Genomic DNA, 21,247 nt, shown 5'->3' with positions numbered 1-21,247 from the left:
GCGTGGTCGTGCTCGGGGAGCGGCACCGGGTGATCGGCTACCGCACCGCCGGAGCCGATGTCCAGATCGCCGACGACCCGCCGGCCGTGCGGCGGGCCTGGTCCGCGCTCGGCCCGGACGTGGCGCTGGTGGTGCTGACCCTGGCGGCCGCCGCCAGCATCGCCGCCGATCTCGGCGGCGGCGGCCGATTGGTCGCGGTGATGCCGCCGTGAGCGAAACCTGCCGCACCGCAACCGATCCCGGACCGGGCCTGGCGGACAACCGCACGGGCGCACCGCCGGGGTCGGCCGACGGTGACCCGAAGCCGCTCGGATCCGCCACGGCCCCGCCGCCGTTCGCCCCGACCCGCACCGAACTGCTGCGCCGCGCGACCGCCGAGGCGGAGGAGATCGTCGGCCGGGCCCTGGCCGATGCGGGGACCCAGGTGCGGCAGGCGGAGGCCGACGCGGCCGAGATCGCCGCGCGGGCGCGCGCTGTGGGCGCGGCGCAGGCCGCCGCCCGCGCCGCCGCGGGCGCGCGGCACGCCCGGCTCGCGGAGCGGAGCGCAATGTTGTCCGCCCGCCGCGCGGCCTACGACCGCTGGCGCGACACGGCCCGGGCGGCGGTGCTGGCGCTGCGCGCCGAACCCGGATTCGACCGTGTCCAGGCCGAATTGCGGGCGGCCGCCGTGCGCCTGCTCGGTTCCGGCGCTCGGCTCACCGAGGATCCGCTGGGCGGGCTGGTCGCCGAAGCGGACGGACGCCGCCTGGATCTGCGGCTCACCACCATCGCCGCCCGCGCGCTCGAGGACAGCGAGCCCGAGATCGAAAGGCTGTGGACATGAGCGTTTCCGGGCCGGTCCGCATCCGGCGCGTCACCGGCCCGCTGGTGGAGGTGGACGCCTTCGCCGGGGTGGCCATGAACGATCTGGTGGCCCTGGGCCCCGATCGCCTGCCCGCCGAGGTCGTGGCCATCGGGGCCGACCGGGTCACCCTCCAGTCCTACGAGTACACCGGCGGGCTCGGTCCCGGCGACCCGGTCACGCCGCTGGCGCATCCGCTGTCGGCGCGGCTGTACCCGGGCCTGCTCGGCGGCGTGTTCGACGGGCTGCTGCGGCCGCTGGCCGACGCGCCCACCTGGCTCGAGCCCGGCCGCAGCCCCGAGGCCGACGGCCGCCGCTGGTCGTTCCGGCCCGCGGCCCACGCCGGGGAGACGGTCACGCCGGGCACGCTGCTCGGCATCGTCGCCGGGGCCGGATCCCTCGAATACCGCGTCCTGACCCCGCCCGGCCGATCCGGCCACCTCGACATGATCGCTGCCGCAGGCGAATACGACGATGACGACGTGATCGCGACGGTGGGCGGTGCGCCGGTGACGCTCACCGAACACTGGCCGGTGCGGGTGCCCCGCCCGCGCCGGGGTCGGCAGCCCGGGACCGCGCCGTTGCAGACCGGGCAGCGGGCGGTGGACCTGCTGTTCCCGGTGCTGCGCGGCGGAAGCGTCAGTGTGCCGGGCGGTTTCGGCACCGGCAAGACGATGTTGTTGCAGCAGCTGGCCAAGTGGTGCGACGCGGATGTGATCGTCTACGTCGGCTGCGGTGAGCGCGGCAACGAGATGGCCGAGATCGTCGCCGAACTGCTGGCCCTGATCGATCCGCGCACCGGCGGCCCGCTGGCCCAGCGCACCGTGATCATCGCCAACACCTCCAATATGGCCATGATGGCGCGCGAGGCCAGCGTGTACACCGGCGTCACGGTCGCCGAGTTCTTCCGCGACATGGGCTATCACACCGTGCTGGTGGCCGATTCGACCTCGCGGTGGGCGGAGGCGTTGCGGGAGTTCGCCTCTCGCACCGGCGCGCTGCCCGCCGAGGAGGGCTATCCGGCCAATCTGGCGTCGGCGCTGGCCGCGTTCTACGAGCGGGCGGGCGTGGTCACCACCCTCGGCGGTGCGAGCGGGTCGGTCACCATCGTGGGCGCGGTCTCCCCGCCGGGCGGCGACGTCTCCGAACCGGTCACCATCCAGACCGAGCGTTTCGTCCGCTGCCGCTGGACCCTGGACCGCGATCTGGCCTACGCCCGCCACTATCCGGCGGTGTCCTGGTCGAATTCGTTCGCCCGCGATGTGGAGACGGTGACGGCCGGGCACGCCGCGGACGGCGATGACGGCTGGGGCGAGCGGCGCGCGCGAGCGGTGCGGCTGCTGGCCGAGGCGGACCGGCTCACCGCGCTGACCGAGCTGATGGGCGCGGGCGCGCTGCCGCCCGATCAGCGCATGATCATCCTGGGCGCGCGCCTGCTGCGCGAGGGCGTGCTACAGCAGAACGCCTTGTCCGACAACGACGCCCGTTGCACCGGGGCCAAGGCCGCGGCGCTGGTCGAGGCCACGCTGGCGGTGACCGAGCGCTGCCGGGCCCGGGTCGCCGACGGCGTCGCGGCGCAGACCGTCGAGACCTTCGACTTCGGGCCGCTGGTGCGGGTGCGGGAAACGGCCGGACCCGACGACGTGGCGGCCGTGCGGCAGATCCGCGATGCCGTGCTCACGGGACTGGGAGGGTTGACATGACCACCGCGCAGTGGATGCGCTACACCGGGATTCGCGATGTGCACGGACCGCTGCTGATGGTGTCCGGGGTGCGCGGCGCGGCCTGGGACGAGCTGGTGCGCATCGAGCTCGGGGACGGCCCGCCGCGGCACGGCCTGGTGCTCGACGTCGACGACGACGTGGCGGTGGTGCAGGTCTTCGAGGGCACCGCCGCGGTCGATCCGGCCGTGGCCGCCGTGGAATTCCGGGGCAGCCCCATGGAAATCCCGGTGGGCGGCAACTGGCTCGGCCGGGTCTGCAACGGTCGCGGCGAACCGCTCGACGGCGGTCCGCCGGTCACCGGGCCGCACCGGCCCATCGCGGGCGCGCCGTTGAATCCGATGTGGCGGGTGCCGCCGGCGGAGCCGGTGCTCACCGGGGTCTCGGCCATCGACGTACTCGCGACCCTGGTCCGCGGGCAGAAGCTGCCGGTGTTCTCCGCGCCCGGGCTCCCGCATCTGCGGCTGGCCTGCCAGACCGCGGCGCAGGCCAGTTCGGGCGGGGAGCCGTTCTGCGTGGTCTTCGCCGGGATGGGCCTGACCCACGCCGACGCGGCCTATGCCCGGGAGGTGCTCGAAGAGCGTTCCGCCGCCGGTGAACTCGTGCTGCTGCAGAATCTGGCCGACGACCCCGTCATCGAACGCATCCTGACCCCGCGCATGGCGCTGACCATCGCCGAGGAGCTGGCCTTCGAGGGCGGGCGGCACGTGCTGGTGGTGCTCACCGACATGACCGACTACGCCGACGCGCTGCGCGAGATCTCCTCCGCGCGCGGCGAATTGCCGGGCCGCAGAGCCTATCCGGGCTATCTCTACAGCGATCTGGCCACCCTGTACGAGCGCTGCGGCCGCATCCGGGACCGGCCGGGGTCGGTCACCATCCTGCCGGTGCTGACCATGCCCGGCGGCGACATCACCCACCCGGTGCCCGATCTCACCGGCTACATCACCGAGGGCCAGCTGGTGCTCTCCCCCGAGGTCGCGGCGCACGGCGCGTATCCGCCCATGGACGTGCTGTCGTCGCTGTCGCGACTGATGCGCGCGGGCGCGGGCCCCGGCCGCACCCGCGCGGATCATCTGCCGCTGGCGGCGCAGCTGCTGGCCGCCCTGGCCCGCGCCCGCCAGGCCCGGGAGCTGGCCGAACTGATCGGCACCGACGGCCTCACCGACCTCGACCGCGCCCACCTCGCGGTCGACGAGGCCTTCCGCGACACCGTGCTCGACCAGCGGACCGACGAGATCCGCACCCTCGACGAGTCCCTGGACCGGGCCTGGCGCGCCCTGGATCCGCTGCCCGCGCACGCGCTCACCATGCTCCCGGCGGAACTGGTGGCCGCCCACCGGCCCGCACCGGCGGTCGAAACCGATGACCGCGCTTAGGATTCCGCCCGGCCGGGCCGGACGTCTTTGGCTGCGCGACCGCCTCGCCCTGGCCGAACGCGGGCTCTCGCTCCTCGACCGCAAACGCGCGCTCCTGGAACCCGAATACGCCCGCCACGCCGCCCGCGCCGAAACCACCGCCCACGAATGGACCGAGGCCTGCCTGCGAGCCCGCACCTGGCAACTGCGCGCCACCATGCTCGACGGCGACACGTCCTTGGACACGGCGACGCCCCCCGCCGCCACCCTCACCGTCCACTACGCCACCCTCGCCGGCGTCCGCTACCCCGCCGACCTCGATTACGTCGATTGCCCACCGCCACAACACGTTCCCAGCTCCATCACGAGCAACGCCACGCCTGGCGCAGGCAGCACCACTCCCGTCGCGGGCAGCGCAACCCCCCGCGCGGGCGGTGCCGCTCCGGTCGCGGGCAGCGCCACCCTCCACGCGGCGAGCGCCGCTCACCGCGAGGCTCTCGCCGCGGCGGCCAGGCATGCTGCCGCGGCGGCCGCGGCTCGGGCCTTGGAGCGCGAACTCACCGCGACTCGCACCCGGGTGCGCGCCTTGCGTCACCACCGCATTCCCGCCCTGCGGTCCGCACTGGCCGCTCTGGAACTGCAACTGGAGGACCAGGAACGGGCCGACCGCAGCCGCCTGCACCGGCGCGACGGCTGAAGGCCGCTGCCGATACCGCGGGCGCGCCGCTACCGACTCCGCGGCTCTGCTCGGCAATTCCACAGGCGCTGCGGCGGCCGTCAGGATGGCCGACACCTGGTCAGTGCCGCCGTCACCCGCCAATGTCGCCGCCGCGCATCGCCTTGCCGGTCGCGAGGCTCCGACAGGGCGTACGGTTGATCATCGGTGGGACTTTCGGCACTTCCGGACGGTGGTGACGCACTACATGGTGGTTGGGTGCGAAGGATCGGACGATCGGGTCGACGCAGCGCGGGACGATGGCTCGGCGGGGCGACGACGCTATGTCGACGACGGCACATTGCAGGCGATGACCACTGCGCGGGCGAAGGCCACCTTGCGGGCGAGGACCACTTTTCGGGGCGAAGGCCACCTTGTGGGGCGAAGGCATTGTGGGGCCATGACATGGTGAGCCGATGACACCGGATGGTGTGGCGGGCCTGCGGCGGCGGGCGCGGATCATCGTGCATGGGATCGTCCAGGGTGTCGGATTTCGTCCGTTCGTGTACCGGCTCGCGCGCGAATACGGGCTGTCCGGGGATGTGTGCAATGCCGGTGGGCAAGTGGTCGTCCGGGTCGCCGGTGACGCTGCCTCGGTCGCGGATTTCATCGTGCGCCTTCGTGATTCGGCTCCGCCCGCGGCGCGCGTCGAGCGGGTCACCGTTGCCGCACTCGAGCCCGATGCCGTACCGGGCCCGGATTTCTCGGTGGTGGACAGTGTCATCTCGGTCGGGGACAGTGCCGCCGCGGTGATCGGCGGTGTCGGTTCGGTGGTCGATGGTGTCGCGGGCGGGGAGTACGGGACCGCGCGGCTGCCTCCGGACCTGGCCACCTGTGCGGCGTGCGCGCGGGAACTGTTCGATCCCGCGGACCGGCGGTATCGCTATCCGTTTCTCAATTGCACCGACTGCGGGCCGCGTGCCACGGTCATCGACGCGCTGCCCTACGACCGTGAGCGCACCGCCATGCGCGTCTTCCCGATGTGCGCGGCGTGCGAGCGGGAATACCGCGACCCCGCCGATCGCCGCTTCCACGCCGAACCGATCTGCTGCCCCGACTGCGGGCCCCGGTTGAGCTGGCTCGCCGATGGCGAACACCCCTCCGAGAGTGGAGATTCCGCACTGCTGGCCGCGTGCGCGGTGGTGGCGGGCGGTGGCATCGTCGCCGTCAAGGGCGTCGGCGGGTTCCAGCTCGTCTGCGATGCGGCGGCCGCGGAGGCGGTGACCCGGTTGCGCAAGGCCAAACCGCGGCCCGCCAAACCCCTGGCGGTGATGGTTCGCGACCTGGCCACGGCGCGGACGCTGGGCACGGTGGACGAGCTCGCCGCCGCGCAACTGGGTTCGGCCGCAGCGCCGATCGTGCTGCTGCCGCGCCGCCCGCAGGCCCCGATCGCACCGGGCGTGGCCACCATCGGGGTCTTCCTGCCCTACAGCCCGCTGCATCACCTGCTGCTCGCCGAACTGGACCGCCCGCTGGTGGTGACCAGTGGAAACCGCGGCGGCGCACCGACTCTCACCGAAGATCCGGCCGCGCTGCGTCCGCTCGCGGACGGCATCCTCACCCACGACCGCCCGATCCGATCACGCTACGACGATTCGGTGGTGCGGATCGTGGCGGCCCGCACGATCACCGTGCGCCGCGCGCGGGGCTTCGCGCCCACCGCACTCCCCCTGCCCGTCCCCGCCGACATCCCGATACTGGCGGTCGGCGCGCAACTCAAACACACTGTAGCCGTGGCTGTTTCGGATTCGGCGACCATCGGTCCGCACCTGGGCGATCTCGCCGACGCCGACACCCGCGACGCGTTCGAGCGGTCGGCGGACGAGCTGTGCCGATTGCACGGCGTACGACCGGAATTCGTCGCGCACGACTGCCATCCCGGATATCTGTCCACCCAGTACGCACGACGCGGCTGGCAGCCCGATCGTCGTATCCCCGTGCAGCACCATCACGCCCACGTCGCCGCCACCGCCGCCGAGCACGGCGTGACCGGCCGCTTCATCGGAATCGCCCTGGACGGACTGGGATTCGGCGACGACGGCACCCTCTGGGGCGGCGAGGCGCTGCTCGCCGACTACACCGGATACCGGCGCGTGGCCCGCTTCGCCACCGCTCCCCTGCCCGGCGGGGAGGCCGCGGTCCGCCGACCGGCCCGCATGGCGCTGGGATACCTGTTCGGCGCGGAAACCTTCGGCGGCCAACCGATTCCGCCCGAGCTGGCGGCGGAGCTGCTGCGCCGAACGGGGCCGCGGGAGACCACCATGATCCGCGCGATGATCGAGCGCGACGTCAACTGCCCGCGTGCCTCGAGCGCCGGACGGCTGTTCGACGCACTGGCCGCGCTGCTGGGCCTGTGCGACGACAACACCTACGAGGGAGAGGCCGCGGTTCGGCTGGAGGCCGCGGCCACCACGTGCCCGCACCCTGTGGCACCGCTGCGGTGGACCCTGCATCGGCGCGACGGACTGCTGGTCTACGACCCCGTTCCCACCCTGCGCCACGCACTGGAACTGCTGGGAGAGCAGCAGGTCGGCGTGATCGCCGCCCGCTTCCATCGGACCGTGGCCGAGGTCGTGGTGGCCTTCGCGACCGAGGCCGCCGACCGGTGCGGCCCGAAGGATCCCGGCATGACGGGTCCGGGCAGCGCGGTCGGTCGGGGCGACACCGTATGCCTGGGCGGCGGGGTCTTCCAGAACGCACTGCTCACCAAACTGGTCCTGGCCGGCCTCGCCGCGGCGGGATTCGATGCCTGTGCCGGAGAACGGATTCCGATGAACGACGGCGGAATCAGCTATGGACAGGCCGTGATCGCGGCCGCCCGCACGAACAGGAGACCCTGATGTGCCTCGGAGTGCCCGGACGCATCGTGACCGTCACCGATGACGGTCCGCTGCGCATGGGAACCATCGATTTCGACGGCGTGCGCCGGGAGGTGTGCCTGGCCTACGTCCCCGACGCGGAGCCCGGCGACTTCGTCATCGTGCACGTCGGTTTCGCCATCAGCCAGGTGGACGAGGCCGAGGCCGCGGAAACCCTGGCGGTGCTGCGTGCCATCCCCGATGCCCTCGAAAGCGAACTCGGCCCGGAAATGGAGGCCCGATGAAATACCTCGACGAGTACCGCGATCCGGTACTGGCGCGCAAACTGCTGGCCGAACTGCGCGCCACCGCGACCAAGCCCTGGGCGATCATGGAGGTCTGCGGCGGGCAGACCCACACCCTGGTGCGCCAGGGCATCGACGAACTGCTGCCCGCCGGCATCCGGATGATCCACGGGCCCGGCTGCCCGGTGTGCGTCACCCCGCTGGAGATGATCGACCGGGCCGTCGAGCTCGCCGCCCGCCCGGGCGTGATCTTCACCAGCTACGGTGACATGCTGCGGGTTCCGGGCACCACCGGCGATCTGCTCGGGGTCAAGGCACGCGGCGGCGATGTGCGCGTGGTCTATTCGCCGCTGGACGCGGTCACCATCGCGCGCGAGAACCCCGACCGCGAGGTGGTGTTCTTCGCGGTCGGCTTCGAGACCACCGCGCCCGCCAATGCCATGGCCGTGCTGCACGCCGCCACCACCGGCGTCGCCAATTTCAGCGTGCTGGTCAGCCACGTGCTGGTGCCCCCGGCCATCACCGCCCTGCTGGATGCGCCGGACAATCAGGTGCAGGGCTTCCTGGCCGCCGGGCACGTGTGCGCGGTGATGGGCTGGACCGAATACGAGCCCATCGTCGAGAAATACCGGGTGCCGATCGTGGTCACCGGGTTCGAGCCGCTGGATCTGCTCGAGGGCATTCTCATGACGGTGCGCCAGCTCGAGGAGGGCCGGGCCGAACTGGGCAATCAGTACGCGCGGGCGGTGCGCAGGTCCGGGAACAGCGAAGCGCAGCAGGCGATCCGGCGGGTGTTCCGGGTCACCGACCGCAATTGGCGCGGCATCGGGACCATTCCCGACAGCGGGCTCGAACTCACCCCCGAATTCGCCTGGCACGACGCGGCGCAACGCTTCGGCGTCACCGCCGGCACCGCCGTCGAGAACGCCGACTGCATCGCCGGGGACATCCTGCGCGGCACCGCCGTGCCCACCGACTGCCCCGCCTACGGAACCCGCTGCACGCCGCGGCATCCGCTCGGCGCGCCGATGGTGTCGACCGAGGGCACCTGCGCGGCCTTCTACACCGCGGGCCGCCGCGTCGAGGAGGCGGCTCGATGACCACGGTCAATCCGGTCGACGCGAGTTGTCCGCTACCGCACCGGGAATCCGAACGGATCCTGCTCGGCCACGGCTCCGGCGGCCAGCTGATGGCCGAGCTGATCGACCAGGTGATCACCGCCGAACTGGGCCAGGACGAACCGCTACAGGACGCCGCGGTGGTCGATATCGGCGGGGCCGCAGTGGTTTTCAGCACCGACGGTTACGTCGTGACGCCGCGCTTCTTCCCCGGCGGTGACATCGGCGCGCTCGCGGTGCACGGCACCGTCAACGATCTGGCCATGCGCGGCGCGCGCCCGATCGCCCTGTCTCTGGCCTATGTCCTCGAAGAGGGCCTGCCCATCGAGGAATTGCGGGCCGTCACCGCCTCGGTCGCGAAGGCCGCCGCGGCCTGCGGTGTCCGGGTCGTCACCGGGGACACCAAGGTGGTCGGGCGGGGCGCGGCCGACGGCATCTACATCACCACCACCGGTGTCGGGGCGCGGCTGCCCGGGGCCGATCCGGACGCGACGCGCGGGCAGCCGGGCGACGTGGTGCTGCTGTCGGGTCCGATCGGGTCACACGGCACCGCGATCCTGTGCGCCCGTGGCGATCTCGGCCTCGACGGCGAGATCTTCTCCGACACCGCGCCGCTGCACGAGCTGGTGGCCGCCATGATCGCCGCCTGCGGACCGGAGATCCACGCGCTGCGTGACCCCACCCGCGGCGGATTGGCCAGTGCGCTCAACGAACTCGCGGTGGCCTCGGGGGTGGGCGTGGAGATCGAGGAGGCCGCGGTGCCGGTGCCCCCGCTGGTCGCCTCGACCTGCGAACTGCTCGGCCTGGATCCGCTGCACGTGGCCAATGAGGGCTGCCTGGTGGCGTTCGTCGCGCCCGAGGCCGCCGAGCGCGCGCTGGCGGCCATGCGGTCCACCGCCGCCGGAGCCGAGGCCACCGTGATCGGCCACGTGACCGAGGGACCCGCGGGCCGGGTGGTCGCGCGCACCATGATGGGTGCGGGACGGATCGTCGACATGCTGGTGGGTGAGCAACTGCCGCGCATCTGCTGACCAGCGTGTCCCGGGCCCGGGCCCACGCGTGTTTCGGGCCCTCCGGGCCACCGCGCGAGGACCTTCGGCGGTGTCCGGGGCCGTGACCTTCAAGAAGACTCGAATGCGACGGGCGAGGAACGAAGGCTGACGAACATGACCATCGGTGACACCGCGACACTCGACCGAGACGGTCTGGACCGGCTCGTGGTCGGGCTGCGGGACAACGGATATCGGGTCATCGGTCCGCAGGTCCGCGACAACGCGATCGTGCTCGACGAGCTCGACTCGCCCGCCGCGCTGGCCACGGGCTGGGGCGTGGAGACCGCGCCGGGCCGCTACCGGATCCACCGGCGCACCGACGCCGCGGTGTTCGCGCACTCGGCGGGCCCCGGATCTTGGAAGCAGTTCCTGCACCCGCCGCGCCGCCGGATCGAACGCCTGGACGCGGACCTCAATCCCGTACCCGTCCGGGATGATCCGGTGCCCACCGCGTTCCTGGGCGTGCGCGGCTGCGATATGGCCGCCATCGCCACCCTCGGGCGGGTGCTCGGCGGCGGCGCGCACCCGGATCCCGATTTCGCCTCCCGGCGCGCGGGACTGTTCATCGTCGCGGTGAACTGCACCGAGCCGGGCGGGGTGTGCTTCTGCGCGTCCATGGGCACCGGACCGGGTGTTTCGGCCGGTTACGATCTCGCGCTCACCGAACGCCTCGACGCCGCCGGGCACCGGTTCCTGGTCGAGGTCGGCAGCGCCGCGGGCGAGCGAATCCTCGCCGGACTGCACGCCGATCCGGCCACCGCCGCCGAGGTCACCGACACCCGCGCCGAGGTGGCGGCGGGCGCCGGGAAGATGGGCCGCGCCATGCCGGAACTGGACCTGCGCACCCTGATTCGCGATTCCCGGGACTCACCGCACTGGCAGGACATCGCCAGCCGCTGCCTGACCTGCGCCAACTGCACCATGGTGTGCCCCACCTGCTTCTGCACCAGCACCGAGGACCAGACCGACCTGACCGGCGAGCACGCCGAACGCTGGGAGCACTGGGCCTCCTGCTTCGAACTGGACTTCTCCTACCTGCACGGCGGCAGCGTCCGCCAGTCCGGGGAGGGCCGGTACCGGCAGTGGCTGAGCCACAAACTCAGCACCTGGCACGACCAGTTCGGCAGCTCCGGCTGCGTCGGCTGCGGGCGCTGCATCGCCTGGTGCCCGGCCGGCATCGACATCACCGCCGAGGCGGCGCGCTTCGCCGAACTCCGCCAGAAGGCCGAAACTCAGGAAGGGGACCCGGATGGTGACCGCTGAGGAACTGTCGGCCTTCGCGCCGCTCGGCTCGCTCGACCACGCCAAGCGCACGACCCTGGCCGCGGCCGGGCGCCACGTCCACTACCCCGCCGGGCGGCGACTGATCGTGGAAGGCCAACGCGCCGACCGCTGCTGGCTGCTGCAATCGGGCCGGGTGCTGCTGGACGCCGCGGTGCCCGGGCGCGGCGACATCGTGGTGCAGACGCTGAGCGCGGGCGATCTGCTCGGCTGGTCGTGGCTGGTACCGCCGTACCGCTGGCACTTCGGCGCGGTCACCGCCGAACCCGTACGCGCCATCGAATTCGACGCCACCCGGCTGGCCGAATTCGCCGACGCCGACCCGGGTTTCGGCCACGCGCTGACCCTGCTGCTGTTCGAGGCACTGCTGGAACGCTTGCAGGCCACCCGGGCCCGGCTGCTCGACCTCTACCGCAATCCCGCCGAGAACCGCACCGCCACAACGATTCCCCCGCGCGCGGACGGAGCGCAGCGGTGATCGGCACCGCGCCCGTGCGGGCGGCCGGTTCCGCCGACACCATGCGCCCTTACCGGGTGACCCGGCGGATTCAGCAGACCGCCGACACCGCGACCCTGGAGCTGACGCCGGTATCCGCCGCCGCACCGCGGTTCCGGGCCGGGCAGTTCATGATGCTCTACCGCTTCGGGGTCGGCGAGATCGCCATCTCGATCAGCGGTGATCCCACCGCCACCGGTGATCTGCTCGAACACACCATCCGTTCGGTCGGCGCGGTCAGCGCCGCCCTGCACGACGCGACCGTGGGCGCGACGATCGGGGTGCGCGGGCCCTTCGGCACGGGCTGGGAGCCCGGCACCGCGACCGGACGCGATCTGGTGATCATCGGCGGCGGAGTCGGATTGGCCCCGCTGCGCCCGGTCGTGCTCGAGGCGCTGGCCCGGCGCACCGAATACCGCCGCGTCGTGGTGATCACGGGCGCGCGCACGCCGCACGACATCCTGTTCCACGACGATCAGCTGGCCTGGCGGCGGGGCGGGCTGCTCGAACTGCATCAGACCGTCGACCATCCGGCCCCCGGCTGGACCGGGCCCATCGGCTTCGTCACCGAGCCGCTGGCGAAACTGTCCGTGGATCCGGCCAATACCACCGCGTTCCTGTGCGGCCCCGAACCCATGATGCGATTCTGCGCGAACACCCTGCTGCGCAAGGGTGTTCCGCCCACCGACATCCGGGTCTCGCTGGAGCGCAATATGCAATGCGGCGTCGCCCGCTGCGGCCACTGCCAGCTCGGCCCGCTGCTGGTGTGCCGGGACGGGCCGGTGGTGGACTACTCGGTGGCCGAACCCCTGCTGTCGGTACGGGAGCTGTGATGACGACACCCACCCTCGCGGTCTGGAAATTCACCTCCTGTGACGGCTGCCAGCTGACCCTGCTCGACTGCGAGGACGAACTGCTCACCCTCGCCACCCGGGTCCGCATCGCGCACTTCCCGGAGGCGAGCAGCGTGGATGTGGCCGGGCCCTACGACATTTCGCTGGTCGAAGGTTCGGTCTCCACCCCCGAGGAGCAGACCCGCATCCTCGAAATCCGGGCCCAGTCCGAGATTCTCGTGGTCATCGGCGCGTGCGCCAGCCACGGCGGCATCCAGGCGCTGCGCAATTTCGCCGATATCGGCGAGTTCACCTCGGTGGTCTACGCCAGCCCGCAATACATTTCGACGCTGGCCACCGCGACGCCGATCGCCGCGCACGTCCCCGTGGACTACGAGCTGCGCGGCTGCCCGATCGACCGCCGCCAGCTGCTCGACACCCTGGGCGCGCTGCTGACCGGGCGCGCGCCGGACCTGCCCGACACCAGCGTGTGCACCGAATGCAAGCGCCGCGGCACCACCTGCGTCACCGTCTCCGACGGGATTCCCTGCCTGGGCCCGGTCACCCACGCGGGCTGCGGCGCGCTGTGCCCGGCCTACCATCGCGGCTGCTTCGGCTGCTTCGGGCCGATGGAGCGGCCCAATATCGGTGCGCTGCTGCCGATTCTGCGCGTGAACGGCATGGAGACCGCCGATATCGACCGGGTGTTCGCGACATTCGCGGTGGCCGCGCCGGCCTTCGCGGAAAGGAAACGGGATGAGCCATCGCAGTAGGCAATTGCGGGTCAGTTCGCTGGCCCGGGTGGAGGGTGAGGGCGCGCTGCGGGTCGTCGTGGCCGACGGCACCGTGGAGCGGGCCGAACTCGACATCTACGAGCCGCCGCGCTTCTTCGAAGCCCTGCTGCGCGGCCGCGCCTACACCGAGCCGCCCGACATCACCGCCCGCATCTGCGGCATCTGCCCGGTCGCCTATCAGACCAGCGCCTGCAACGCGCTCGAACAGGTCTGCGGGGTCGAACTGGATCCGGAGCTGGCCGCGCTGCGTCGGCTGCTGTACTGCGGGGAGTGGATCTCGAGTCACGCCTTGCACATTCACCTGCTGCACCTGCCCGACTTCCTCGGCTATCCGGACGCCATCACCCTGGCCAAGGATCACCTCGAGGTCGTCGAGCACGGGCTGGCCATGAAGAAGGCGGGCAACGCGCTGCTCGAGCTGATCGGCGGGCGCTCCATCCACCCGATCAATGTCCGCGTCGGCGGCTTCTACAGGGTGCCCAGCCGTGCGGACCTGGTGCCGCTGGCCGAACAACTGCGCCGCGCACTGGATTACGCGGTCGGCAGCGTGGCGCGGGTGGCCGAACTCGAATTCCCCGACCTCGAGCTCGAGCACGACCTGCTCGCGGCCGTGACGCCCGATCAGTACGCCATCGAGGGCGGCAGCGTCGTCACCAGCACCGGATTGTCCTTCCCCGCCGACGAATTCGGCGATCACGTCGTCGAATCCCAGGTCCCGCACTCCACCGCGCTGCACGCGCGGCTCGACGGTCGCCTGTATCTGACCGGCCCGCTGGCCCGCTACAGCCTCAACTCCCGTCACCTGTCCCCGCTGGCCCGTCAGGTCGCCGCCGCGGCGGGACTCGGACCGGAGTGCCGTAATCCGTTCCGCAGCATTGTGGTTCGCGCCGTGGAGGTGGTGTACGCCATCGACGAGGCGCTGCGCCTGATCGGCGAATACTCCCCGCCCACCCGACCGGCCGTGCCGTGCACGCCACGGGCCGGTGTCGGCCACGGCGTCAGCGAGGCCCCGCGCGGTCTGCTCTACCACCGCTACGAGATCGACGACGCCGGTCTCATCGGATCCGCCACCATCGTCCCCCCGACCTCCCAGAACCAGGCCGCCATCGAAGACGACCTGCGCCGCGTGGTCGCCGCCAACCTCGACCTCGACGACCCCGCGCTGACCACGCTGTGCGAGCGCACCATCCGCAACTACGACCCCTGCATCTCCTGCTCGGCCCACTTCCTCGAACTCGATATGGTGCGACGATGACCGCCCCACGCGCCGTGGTCGTCGGCGTCGGCAACGAATACCGCCACGACGACGGCATCGGCCCCGCCGTAGCCCGCCACCTCGAAAAACTCGCCATCCCCGGCGTTCTGGTAGAACTCTGCGACGGCGAGCCCACCGGCCTGCTCGACCTCTGGGCAGGCGTGGAACTGGCCATCGTCATCGACGCCGTCCTCTGCGAACCCCAGACCCCCGGCCGCATCTGGCGCACTACCGTCGACGCCCTGCGCGGCCTCACCCACGCCGCCAGCTCCCACGCCCTCGGCATCCCCGACGCCCTCCCCTTGGGCCGTGCCCTGGGCAAGGTTCCCGGCGAACTCCTCGTCATAGCCGTGGAAGCCGAACGACTCGACCTCGGCGTCGGCCTCTCGGCCCCGGTGGCGGCGGCCCTGCCCGAGGTCACCGCCACCGTCCTGACCGAACTCGCCCGGCTGGGCATCCGAGCACCCTCCGCCGCCGATTGAACCCGGGCGATAGGTCTTCAGTCCTTCCGGACGATCAGGGTCGGGCAGTCGGCGGTGTGGAGCAGGGCGTTGCTCGTGGAGCCGAGAAGCATGCCGGTGAAGCCGCCGCGGCCGTGGCTGCCGACCACGAGGAGTTGGGCGTTCTCGGATTCGTCGAGGAGGGCGTGGGCGGGTCTGTCCATCACCAGGATTCGCTTGACCTCGACGTCGGGGTAGCGTTCGCGGAAGCCGGCCAGGCGTTCGCCGAGCACTTCGGATTCCTGGTCGCGGACGCTGTCCCAGCCGGGGACGGGCGGGCCGATCAGGTCGCTCCAGGCGTGCACGGCCGTGAGGGCGACCTTGCGCAGCGATGCTTCCCGGAAGGCGATTTCGATGGCGGGCTCGCTGTTGGGGGTGCCGTCCACGCCGACCACCACCGGCAGCCGGGCCGACACCGGGTCGGCGGCGGCCGCGCCGTGGATGACCGCGACGGGGCAGTGCGCGTGATGGGTGACCGCGGTGCTGACCGAACCGAGCAGGCCGCGGCGCAGCGTGCCCACGCCGCGGCTGCCGACCACGACGACGCGTGCCGAACGGGAGAGTTCGAGCAGCTGCGGGATGATCGGCTCCATGGTCACCTCCGTCGAAATGGCCAGGGCCGCACCGGAAGCCGCCACCCGTGCCACCCGGGCTGCCGCCGCCACGACGCGCTCGCCCGCCTCGCGCAGCTGGCGGATATCGGTGTCGGACAGCATCGGCCCGGCCTCGAAGCCGAGCGGCACGGCGACCGAGGTGATGATCCGCAGCGGGCAGTCGTACAGGGCGGCGTCGGCGGCGGCCCAGGCCGCGGCCCGCTCGGCGATCGCCGAACCGTCGACCGCGACGATGATCGGCGGATCGAGCGGACGCCCACCGGTGTTCTTGCTGGTCATAATGCGCTCCTCGGCGATTGTCGTGGTCTCAGGCGCCGATCGGGCGCGCCATGCGCCGCCACTCGGCTTCCCACTGCATGCTGTGCACTCCGGCCAATACCAGGTTCGCACCCCACAGCAGCGCGATCGCGACCATGCCCGCGAGCAGCAGCGTCACCAGACCCGCGCCCACGCCGTCGAAGACCGCCTGGCCCGCGGCGGCGGGTGCGCCGGTCGGGCGGCCGTCGGGCCCGACCCAGATCGGTACCGGGGCACCGGCTTTCGCATCCGCATCGGTCTTGACCTGCGCCGTCCGCTCGGTTCCGGCGCGCACCCAGCGCACCGTCACCTGGTAGTCGGGATCGCGGTACGGGGTGTCGGTCGCGACGCGGGTGGCGTCCTCGACCGCCGTCGCGGTGAGCTGCACCCGGGTGGCCCGGGCGAGCGAGATCTGCTGCGCCGCACCGGTGTAGACGGTGGTGCCGACCGCGCCCGCCACCGGCACCATGATGAGCATGCCGAGCACGACCAGCGTCCGGAGCATGGATTCACATCGGTCGGATCCGCGCATCAGCGGATTCAGGTTCCACGGTCGCAGGCGCCACATGCGCCGGGCGTGGTCGGAATTCCTCGACATGTCGGTTCACCTCCGGGAATCGATGGGTTACCGCGGTCGTGTCACGGCCGACAGCGGTAGTCGTGGTGCGGCGGGCACCGGCGCGGCGCTCGTGGCCACCCGGCCCAGGCGCACCATCAGCTGCGGATGACCCGCACCGCCGAGCAGGTGGGTGCGAATGCGCTCGCGGATGGCGGGCAGTTCCAGGGGTTCGCTCAGCGCGCAGCTGGCCAGGCCCCGGGCGGTCGCGGTCAGCAGCACCGCGCTGGTCGCCTCACCGGCGCGCAGCCAGGCGCGCAGATCGTTGGATCCCGTGCACACCACCAGCATTCGCGAGGCGTCGGCCTCGGCGGGCGCGGCCTCGGACAGCAGCGGATCGCCGAAGGGACGGACCGTGGCATCGGTGGCCGCGACGGCATTGCGGGCGGGCACGCCCTGGGGGGCGGCGCGTCGGCCGCTCCAGCCCGCAGTAGGCGGGCGCGTTCGGCCGGGGCGTCGATGCCGTGCACGCGCACCCCCGGCGCGGTCCCGGCCGCGGCGATGGCGGCGGCCTCACCGCGCGGCAGGACCCCTTCGGTGAATCGCCGTCGATCGCTGCGCCGCCGGGAAATGGCCCGCGCCAGGCGAATCGACACCGCGTCGGGCCGGGCGCGGCCGAACTCGACCGCGGCCAGATGCCGCCGGTCGGCCGGATCCGGGAAGCGGCGGATGTGCGCCCGCCAGCCGAAGGCCCGCATGGCCACGGTCAGATGATGCAGTGCCGCACCGCAACTCAGCAGCAGCTGGCGTGAGTCCGGGTCGGCGTGCGAGAGCCGGCGGCTCTCGTCGGCGTACAGGTGCACGGTGTGGTCGCTCAATCGCCACGACCAGGGCTGGGTGTTGTGTACCGAAGGGGCGCGCAGCGCCAGCGTGACCGCCGCGGTGAGGGTGTCGCGGCCCGGCCGCACGGCGCGGCCGTCCGGGTCCGGGACCGCGTCGAGGTCGAGGATGGCCGGGTCAGCGGGGGCGAGTGTCAAGGTGTGGGACATGGTTCCTCCGGGTCGGGCCGATGTTTCGAGCATCGCGCCCGGGACCGGCCCGCCCCAGAGACCAATGTCAGGTCCGTTCGGGCCCTCGGGCCCTTCGTCACCGCGGCTCAACGGCACAGGATCGGAGGTGGCATCCATGGAGAGGAAACATCATGCGACCCATGACCTCGACCGCGATCGGCCTCGCCTCGGCCGTGACCGGATTGGCCGTCGGATACCGGCTATTCGCGCGCAAACTGTGCATCAACTGGGGCGCGACCGCCGAGGAGGCGGCCAAGGGCATGGCCGGCGACGGCCTGCTGGCCGACCCCGACTTCCTCACCACCCGCGCCGTCACCATCAACGCCACCCCCGACCGGATCCGGCCCTGGCTCATCCAGATCGGCCCCGGCCGCGGCGGCGCCTACACCTACGACTGGATCGAGAACCTCCTCGGCCTGGACATACACAGCGCCGACGAGATCCTCCCCCAGTTCCAGAATCTCGCCGTCGACGACGTCCTACCCCTGGGCGACTCCGGCCCCCAGAGGCGAGTGGCCGTCCTGGAGCGCCCCACCGCCTTCGTTCTGGCCTCCACCGACCACCACTGGGTCTGGTCCTTCGAACTCCACGAAACCGCCACCGACACCCGGCTGCTCAGCCGCAACCGCATCACTCTCCCCGAACCCACTCTCCCCCAACGCCTCCTCTACACCTACATCATGGAACCCGGCAGCCTGATCATGGAGAGCAAGATGCTGCTCGGCATCAAACAGCGCGCCGAACGCATCCGCGCCCTCCCGGCCCCCGCCTCGGCGGTCCCCATGGCACTCCCCGCCCACGACGCCGACCTCGACGCGCCCACGCGCACGCTGGGCGTCTGACCGCCGGAGAATCGTTCAGCGGACCAACGTCCCTCCGGTCGAGGCGAAAAGCCCGTTTCCCGGCGCGGCACTGCAGCGAACACTCAGCTCATGATCAACACTCAGCCCATGATCATTGGAGCGTCCGAGGCGGTATCCGGTAATCCCGCGCCCTTCACCTGGGTGACGGCGGTATCCATGCTGGTTTTCTGCGCCATCCTGTGGGTCATCGTCGACTACATGCGCACCCACCCCAGGCCCGCCATGTGGGTCTGGGGCCTGTCGCTGTTGACATTCCCGATCTGGATCTGGGGGCCCGGGCACGACATCGGGCTCATCAACTGGTTCTCGTGGGCCAAGATCCTGTCGGTGCTGATCCCGCTCACCCTGGTCGGGGCCATGCGAATCGCCATGGCCGAACAGCGACCCGGACGCGTCTGGGAAATTCTGCGCAACCCACGGTTCCTGTGGTTCCCGTACGCGATCCTGTTCCTCAATATCGCCGAGGCCACCCTGCGCGATGCCCAGCTCGGCAACTACTGGAACGCCGCCGTCGGCCTCGGGCTGTGCCTGACCATTCCGTACAGCCCGCGCTTCTGGGAGATCCTGCCCGGGCGCAATGCCGAACTCGTCGCCTACACGACGATGGCCTGGAACTTCCTCTACACCACCTGGAATCTGTGCTTCACCTTCGGCGGATATCCCCCGCAGGAGGAGCATTTCGCCGCGAGCATCTGCATCCTGGCCGTGGCCGAGATCTACCCGCTGGTCAAGCGCCGTCCCGAGCTGTACATCATGGCGCGGATCTACACCCTGCCGGTGCTGATGCTGGTCATCGCCATCTACAACATCTTCCCCACGGTGATGCCGTCGGACGGCTGGTTCAACAACAACCTCTGGATCGGCTGGGGCGTGGTCAATTTCGTGCTCACCATCCCCTACCTGTTCTGGTACACCTGGCAATTGGAGACCGGGCGCTCGTTCGTCTACTTCCGCCGCGGGACCGCGCGGGAGGACTTCCTCGCCCAGCACGGCACCCAGGTCCGTGAGCTCATCGCCTTCGCGGACTCGCTCGACGCCGCCACCGACACTCACGGCCACAAGACACGCGCACCGGCGGCCGACTGAGGACTTCGGTCCTCGTCCCGGCGACTCGAGACCCTACGGGCCGAGTCCGAAATGCAGTGGAATCTGGTGTGTCAGAATCGATTCACTCCACAAGGAGAGATCATGAGCCTGTTGTCGGTACACCGCCAGCCCGCGCTGCTGCCGGATCTTGCCGATCTGTGGAATGCCCTGGTACCGCCCTCCACCCCGATGTTCGGCACCGGACTACTACGCGTCGAGGACGCCCTCGACGAGAAGCAGTACACCGTGCGCGTCGAGATCCCGGGCGTGGATCCGGCCAAGGATCTCCAGATCTCGGTGCATCAGGGCCGGCTCACCATCAAGGCCGAACGCACCGAGAAGCACGAGAGCAAGGGCCGCTCGGAATTCAGCTACGGCTCCTTCGTCCGCACCGTGCCCCTCCCCCCGGGCGCCGAGGACGACGGCATCCAAGCCACCTACGCCAAGGGCATTCTCACCGTGACCGTCCCCCTCGGCGAGCCGGAGGCCCCGGTCCGAACCGTCCAGGTGCAGTCGGAGGAGTAGCCCGCACCATCAACGACGATCGGGCGTCCGAACGACACACTCGGACTCCCGATCGACTTCTCGATCAAGCCAGATCGAACTTGCCGGACTTCACGGCATCGGCGAATCGGTCCCAGTCCCCCGGCGCGAAGACCAGAACCGGGCTGGCGTCTGCCAGCTTCGAGTCTCTGACAGCAACCGCGCCCCCGCCCACATGTGCCGCCTCGACACAGTCGGCATTGGAGCCGCTGTAGCTGCTCTTGAACCAGCGTGCTTCGGACGGATCGACATTCACGCTTCGTACTCCTTCGCAATCGACAGCAGTAACTGCCGTGTGGTGTCCCGGTTCAACGCTACCCGGCCGATCTCGGCGAAGGCGTCTCGATACTGCGTCACGTCAGTCTCTTGCTCAAGGTAGAGATCACCGGTGTAGCCCTCAATGTAGATCACCGGCGGCTCGGTCTGCTGGGTTGCCGCCAACTTCGGAAACTCCAGCATCGCAAAGGAACCGATCCGTGACCCGAGGTGCCTGGGCGCGTCGAACGGCTCCACCCGGATCGAAACGTTCGGTTGCCGTGAGATCTCGACAAGTCGCCTCAGTTGCTCCGCCATCACGGCGCGCCCACCGATCTCTTCCAGCAAGACTGTCTTCGACACGATGACATCGAGGGCGAAATCCCGGTCCGCCAAACGGGTTTGACGCCGGACAGCCATCTGCACGCGCTTCTCGACTTGATCTGTCGGCATATCCGGGGATTCGGTCCACGCAATCGCGCGCCGATAGGCCGGCGTCTGGAGCAGGCCCGGAAGCAGGTTTGTGCGCCACACCGACAATGCCCGGGCGGACTCCTCCAATCCGAGATAGTAATCGAAATGCGGTTTCAATTCGTCCACATAGGCTCGCCACCAATTCTTTTGGGCCGTGGACAGTTCCCGAGCCAGGCCACACATCAACCGGCGCTCGTCATCGCTGACCCGATAAGCATCGGACCAAACATTCACCCAGAGCAGCGACACCTTCGACTTCTGGCCGTACTCGATCCTCGCGACGGTCTGCTGTGACGTGTCGACCAGTTGTCCCGCTGCGTATTTCGTCATCCCCGCGCGCTCACGGTGCTGCGCCAACAGTCTGCCGAGAGCCCTGGCCGGGAGCGTGGAACCAGACATTGCTTTGCCTCGCTATCAACTCG

The 21,247-nt window shown here is 70.9% G+C and carries 24 protein-coding genes; 19 read left to right on the top strand and 5 right to left on the bottom strand.

The genetic code is table 11. The features are described from left to right. Positions 1 to 2 precede the first annotated feature (2 nt). From NS2_RS21850 to NS2_RS21780, 15 genes are all read left to right on the top strand, one after another. The gene (locus NS2_RS21850) at positions 3 to 212 is read left to right on the top strand and encodes a hypothetical protein (RefSeq protein ID WP_197707825.1); all 210 of its coding nucleotides are present in this window, start codon (positions 3 to 5) and stop codon (positions 210 to 212) included. Next, positions 209 to 823, top strand: a complete 615-nt coding sequence (locus NS2_RS21845; protein WP_033089131.1) for a hypothetical protein — start codon at positions 209 to 211, stop codon at positions 821 to 823. The genes NS2_RS21850 and NS2_RS21845 overlap by 4 nt, the downstream gene beginning before the upstream one ends. Then, the gene (locus tag NS2_RS21840) at positions 820 to 2,544 is read left to right on the top strand and encodes a V-type ATP synthase subunit A (protein WP_033089130.1); all 1,725 of its coding nucleotides are present in this window, start codon (positions 820 to 822) and stop codon (positions 2,542 to 2,544) included. Before NS2_RS21845 ends, NS2_RS21840 begins: the two co-directional genes overlap by 4 nt. Continuing rightward, positions 2,541 to 3,941, top strand: a complete 1,401-nt coding sequence (locus NS2_RS21835) for a V-type ATP synthase subunit B (RefSeq protein WP_036551580.1) — start codon at positions 2,541 to 2,543, stop codon at positions 3,939 to 3,941. The genes NS2_RS21840 and NS2_RS21835 overlap by 4 nt, the downstream gene beginning before the upstream one ends. Continuing rightward, entirely contained in the window at positions 3,928 to 4,617 is a 690-nt protein-coding gene (locus NS2_RS21830) for a V-type ATP synthase subunit D (protein WP_036551577.1), read from the top strand. Before NS2_RS21835 ends, NS2_RS21830 begins: the two co-directional genes overlap by 14 nt. A 434-nt stretch (positions 4,618 to 5,051) precedes the next feature. Beyond that, positions 5,052 to 7,475 carry a carbamoyltransferase HypF gene (hypF, locus tag NS2_RS21825; protein WP_147207268.1) on the top strand — a complete coding sequence of 808 codons (2,424 nt, stop codon included), beginning with the start codon at positions 5,052 to 5,054 and terminating at the stop codon, positions 7,473 to 7,475. Further along, positions 7,475 to 7,738 carry a HypC/HybG/HupF family hydrogenase formation chaperone gene (locus NS2_RS21820; RefSeq protein ID WP_033089127.1) on the top strand — a complete coding sequence of 88 codons (264 nt, stop codon included), beginning with the start codon at positions 7,475 to 7,477 and terminating at the stop codon, positions 7,736 to 7,738. The genes hypF and NS2_RS21820 overlap by 1 nt, the downstream gene beginning before the upstream one ends. Beyond that, complete coding sequence (gene hypD / locus NS2_RS21815; RefSeq protein WP_033089126.1) at positions 7,735 to 8,838, top strand: hydrogenase formation protein HypD; 1,104 nt, start codon at positions 7,735 to 7,737, stop codon at positions 8,836 to 8,838. The genes NS2_RS21820 and hypD overlap by 4 nt, the downstream gene beginning before the upstream one ends. Further along, positions 8,835 to 9,887, top strand: a complete 1,053-nt coding sequence (hypE, locus tag NS2_RS21810) for a hydrogenase expression/formation protein HypE (protein ID WP_071344112.1) — start codon at positions 8,835 to 8,837, stop codon at positions 9,885 to 9,887. The genes hypD and hypE overlap by 4 nt, the downstream gene beginning before the upstream one ends. 135 nt (positions 9,888 to 10,022) lie before the next feature. Beyond that, on the top strand, positions 10,023 to 11,171 hold the full coding sequence (locus NS2_RS21805; RefSeq protein ID WP_036551569.1) for a 4Fe-4S dicluster domain-containing protein: 1,149 nt from the start codon (positions 10,023 to 10,025) through the stop codon (positions 11,169 to 11,171). Next, the gene (locus tag NS2_RS21800; RefSeq protein WP_081986079.1) at positions 11,158 to 11,667 is read left to right on the top strand and encodes a cyclic nucleotide-binding domain-containing protein; all 510 of its coding nucleotides are present in this window, start codon (positions 11,158 to 11,160) and stop codon (positions 11,665 to 11,667) included. Before NS2_RS21805 ends, NS2_RS21800 begins: the two co-directional genes overlap by 14 nt. Before the next feature lie 41 nt (positions 11,668 to 11,708). Continuing rightward, positions 11,709 to 12,518 (top strand): FAD/NAD(P)-binding protein, encoded by an 810-nt coding sequence (locus NS2_RS21795; RefSeq protein ID WP_045439576.1) that lies wholly within the window; start codon positions 11,709 to 11,711, stop codon positions 12,516 to 12,518. Beyond that, positions 12,518 to 13,291 carry an NADH-quinone oxidoreductase subunit B family protein gene (locus NS2_RS21790; protein ID WP_033089123.1) on the top strand — a complete coding sequence of 258 codons (774 nt, stop codon included), beginning with the start codon at positions 12,518 to 12,520 and terminating at the stop codon, positions 13,289 to 13,291. The genes NS2_RS21795 and NS2_RS21790 overlap by 1 nt, the downstream gene beginning before the upstream one ends. Then, entirely contained in the window at positions 13,275 to 14,567 is a 1,293-nt protein-coding gene (locus NS2_RS21785) for a Ni/Fe hydrogenase subunit alpha (RefSeq protein WP_033089122.1), read from the top strand. Before NS2_RS21790 ends, NS2_RS21785 begins: the two co-directional genes overlap by 17 nt. Then, positions 14,564 to 15,049 (top strand): hydrogenase maturation protease, encoded by a 486-nt coding sequence (locus NS2_RS21780; protein WP_033089121.1) that lies wholly within the window; start codon positions 14,564 to 14,566, stop codon positions 15,047 to 15,049. The genes NS2_RS21785 and NS2_RS21780 overlap by 4 nt, the downstream gene beginning before the upstream one ends. A gap of 17 nt (positions 15,050 to 15,066) precedes the next feature. Here the strand turns inward: NS2_RS21780 and NS2_RS21775 are convergent, their stop codons facing one another. The 3 genes from NS2_RS21775 to NS2_RS37710 are packed head-to-tail and all read right to left on the bottom strand — an operon-like array spanning position 15,067 to position 16,987. After that, complete coding sequence (locus NS2_RS21775; RefSeq protein WP_033089120.1) at positions 15,067 to 15,960, bottom strand: universal stress protein; 894 nt, start codon at positions 15,958 to 15,960, stop codon at positions 15,067 to 15,069. Positions 15,961 to 15,988: 28 nt separating this feature from the next. Continuing rightward, entirely contained in the window at positions 15,989 to 16,576 is a 588-nt protein-coding gene (locus NS2_RS21770) for an Rv1733c family protein (protein WP_033089119.1), read from the bottom strand. Positions 16,577 to 16,603: 27 nt separating this feature from the next. Continuing rightward, positions 16,604 to 16,987, bottom strand: a complete 384-nt coding sequence (locus NS2_RS37710; protein WP_062614351.1) for a nitroreductase family protein — start codon at positions 16,985 to 16,987, stop codon at positions 16,604 to 16,606. A gap of 71 nt (positions 16,988 to 17,058) precedes the next feature. On the opposite strand from NS2_RS37710, the gene NS2_RS37705 reads away from it, so the two are divergent. The 4 genes from NS2_RS37705 (at position 17,059) to NS2_RS21750 (ending at position 20,078) form a co-directional block, all read left to right on the top strand. Continuing rightward, the gene (locus NS2_RS37705) at positions 17,059 to 17,346 is read left to right on the top strand and encodes a hypothetical protein (protein ID WP_062614352.1); all 288 of its coding nucleotides are present in this window, start codon (positions 17,059 to 17,061) and stop codon (positions 17,344 to 17,346) included. 398 nt (positions 17,347 to 17,744) lie between these two features. Continuing rightward, positions 17,745 to 18,446 carry an SRPBCC family protein gene (locus NS2_RS21760; RefSeq protein WP_183121217.1) on the top strand — a complete coding sequence of 234 codons (702 nt, stop codon included), beginning with the start codon at positions 17,745 to 17,747 and terminating at the stop codon, positions 18,444 to 18,446. A 108-nt stretch (positions 18,447 to 18,554) separates the two neighbouring features. Beyond that, the gene (locus tag NS2_RS21755; RefSeq protein ID WP_063865090.1) at positions 18,555 to 19,553 is read left to right on the top strand and encodes a hypothetical protein; all 999 of its coding nucleotides are present in this window, start codon (positions 18,555 to 18,557) and stop codon (positions 19,551 to 19,553) included. A 102-nt stretch (positions 19,554 to 19,655) separates the two neighbouring features. Then, positions 19,656 to 20,078: an Hsp20/alpha crystallin family protein gene (locus tag NS2_RS21750; RefSeq protein ID WP_033089118.1), complete on the top strand. Its 423-nt coding sequence runs from the start codon at positions 19,656 to 19,658 to the stop codon at positions 20,076 to 20,078. A gap of 64 nt (positions 20,079 to 20,142) precedes the next feature. Here NS2_RS21750 and NS2_RS21745 read toward each other — a convergent pair whose 3' ends face one another. Both NS2_RS21745 and NS2_RS21740 read right to left on the bottom strand, forming a co-directional pair. Beyond that, on the bottom strand, positions 20,143 to 20,352 hold the full coding sequence (locus NS2_RS21745) for a DUF397 domain-containing protein (RefSeq protein WP_033089117.1): 210 nt from the start codon (positions 20,350 to 20,352) through the stop codon (positions 20,143 to 20,145). Beyond that, complete coding sequence (locus NS2_RS21740) at positions 20,349 to 21,224, bottom strand: helix-turn-helix domain-containing protein (RefSeq protein WP_033089116.1); 876 nt, start codon at positions 21,222 to 21,224, stop codon at positions 20,349 to 20,351. Before NS2_RS21740 ends, NS2_RS21745 begins: the two co-directional genes overlap by 4 nt. Positions 21,225 to 21,247 lie beyond the last annotated feature (23 nt).

This window comes from Nocardia seriolae NBRC 15557 (genome assembly GCF_007990715.1).
In the GTDB taxonomy this organism is placed as follows: domain Bacteria; phylum Actinomycetota; class Actinomycetes; order Mycobacteriales; family Mycobacteriaceae; genus Nocardia; species Nocardia seriolae.
Note: the sequence above shows the minus strand (reverse complement) of the source record. Positions and strands in the feature narration are given on the sequence as shown.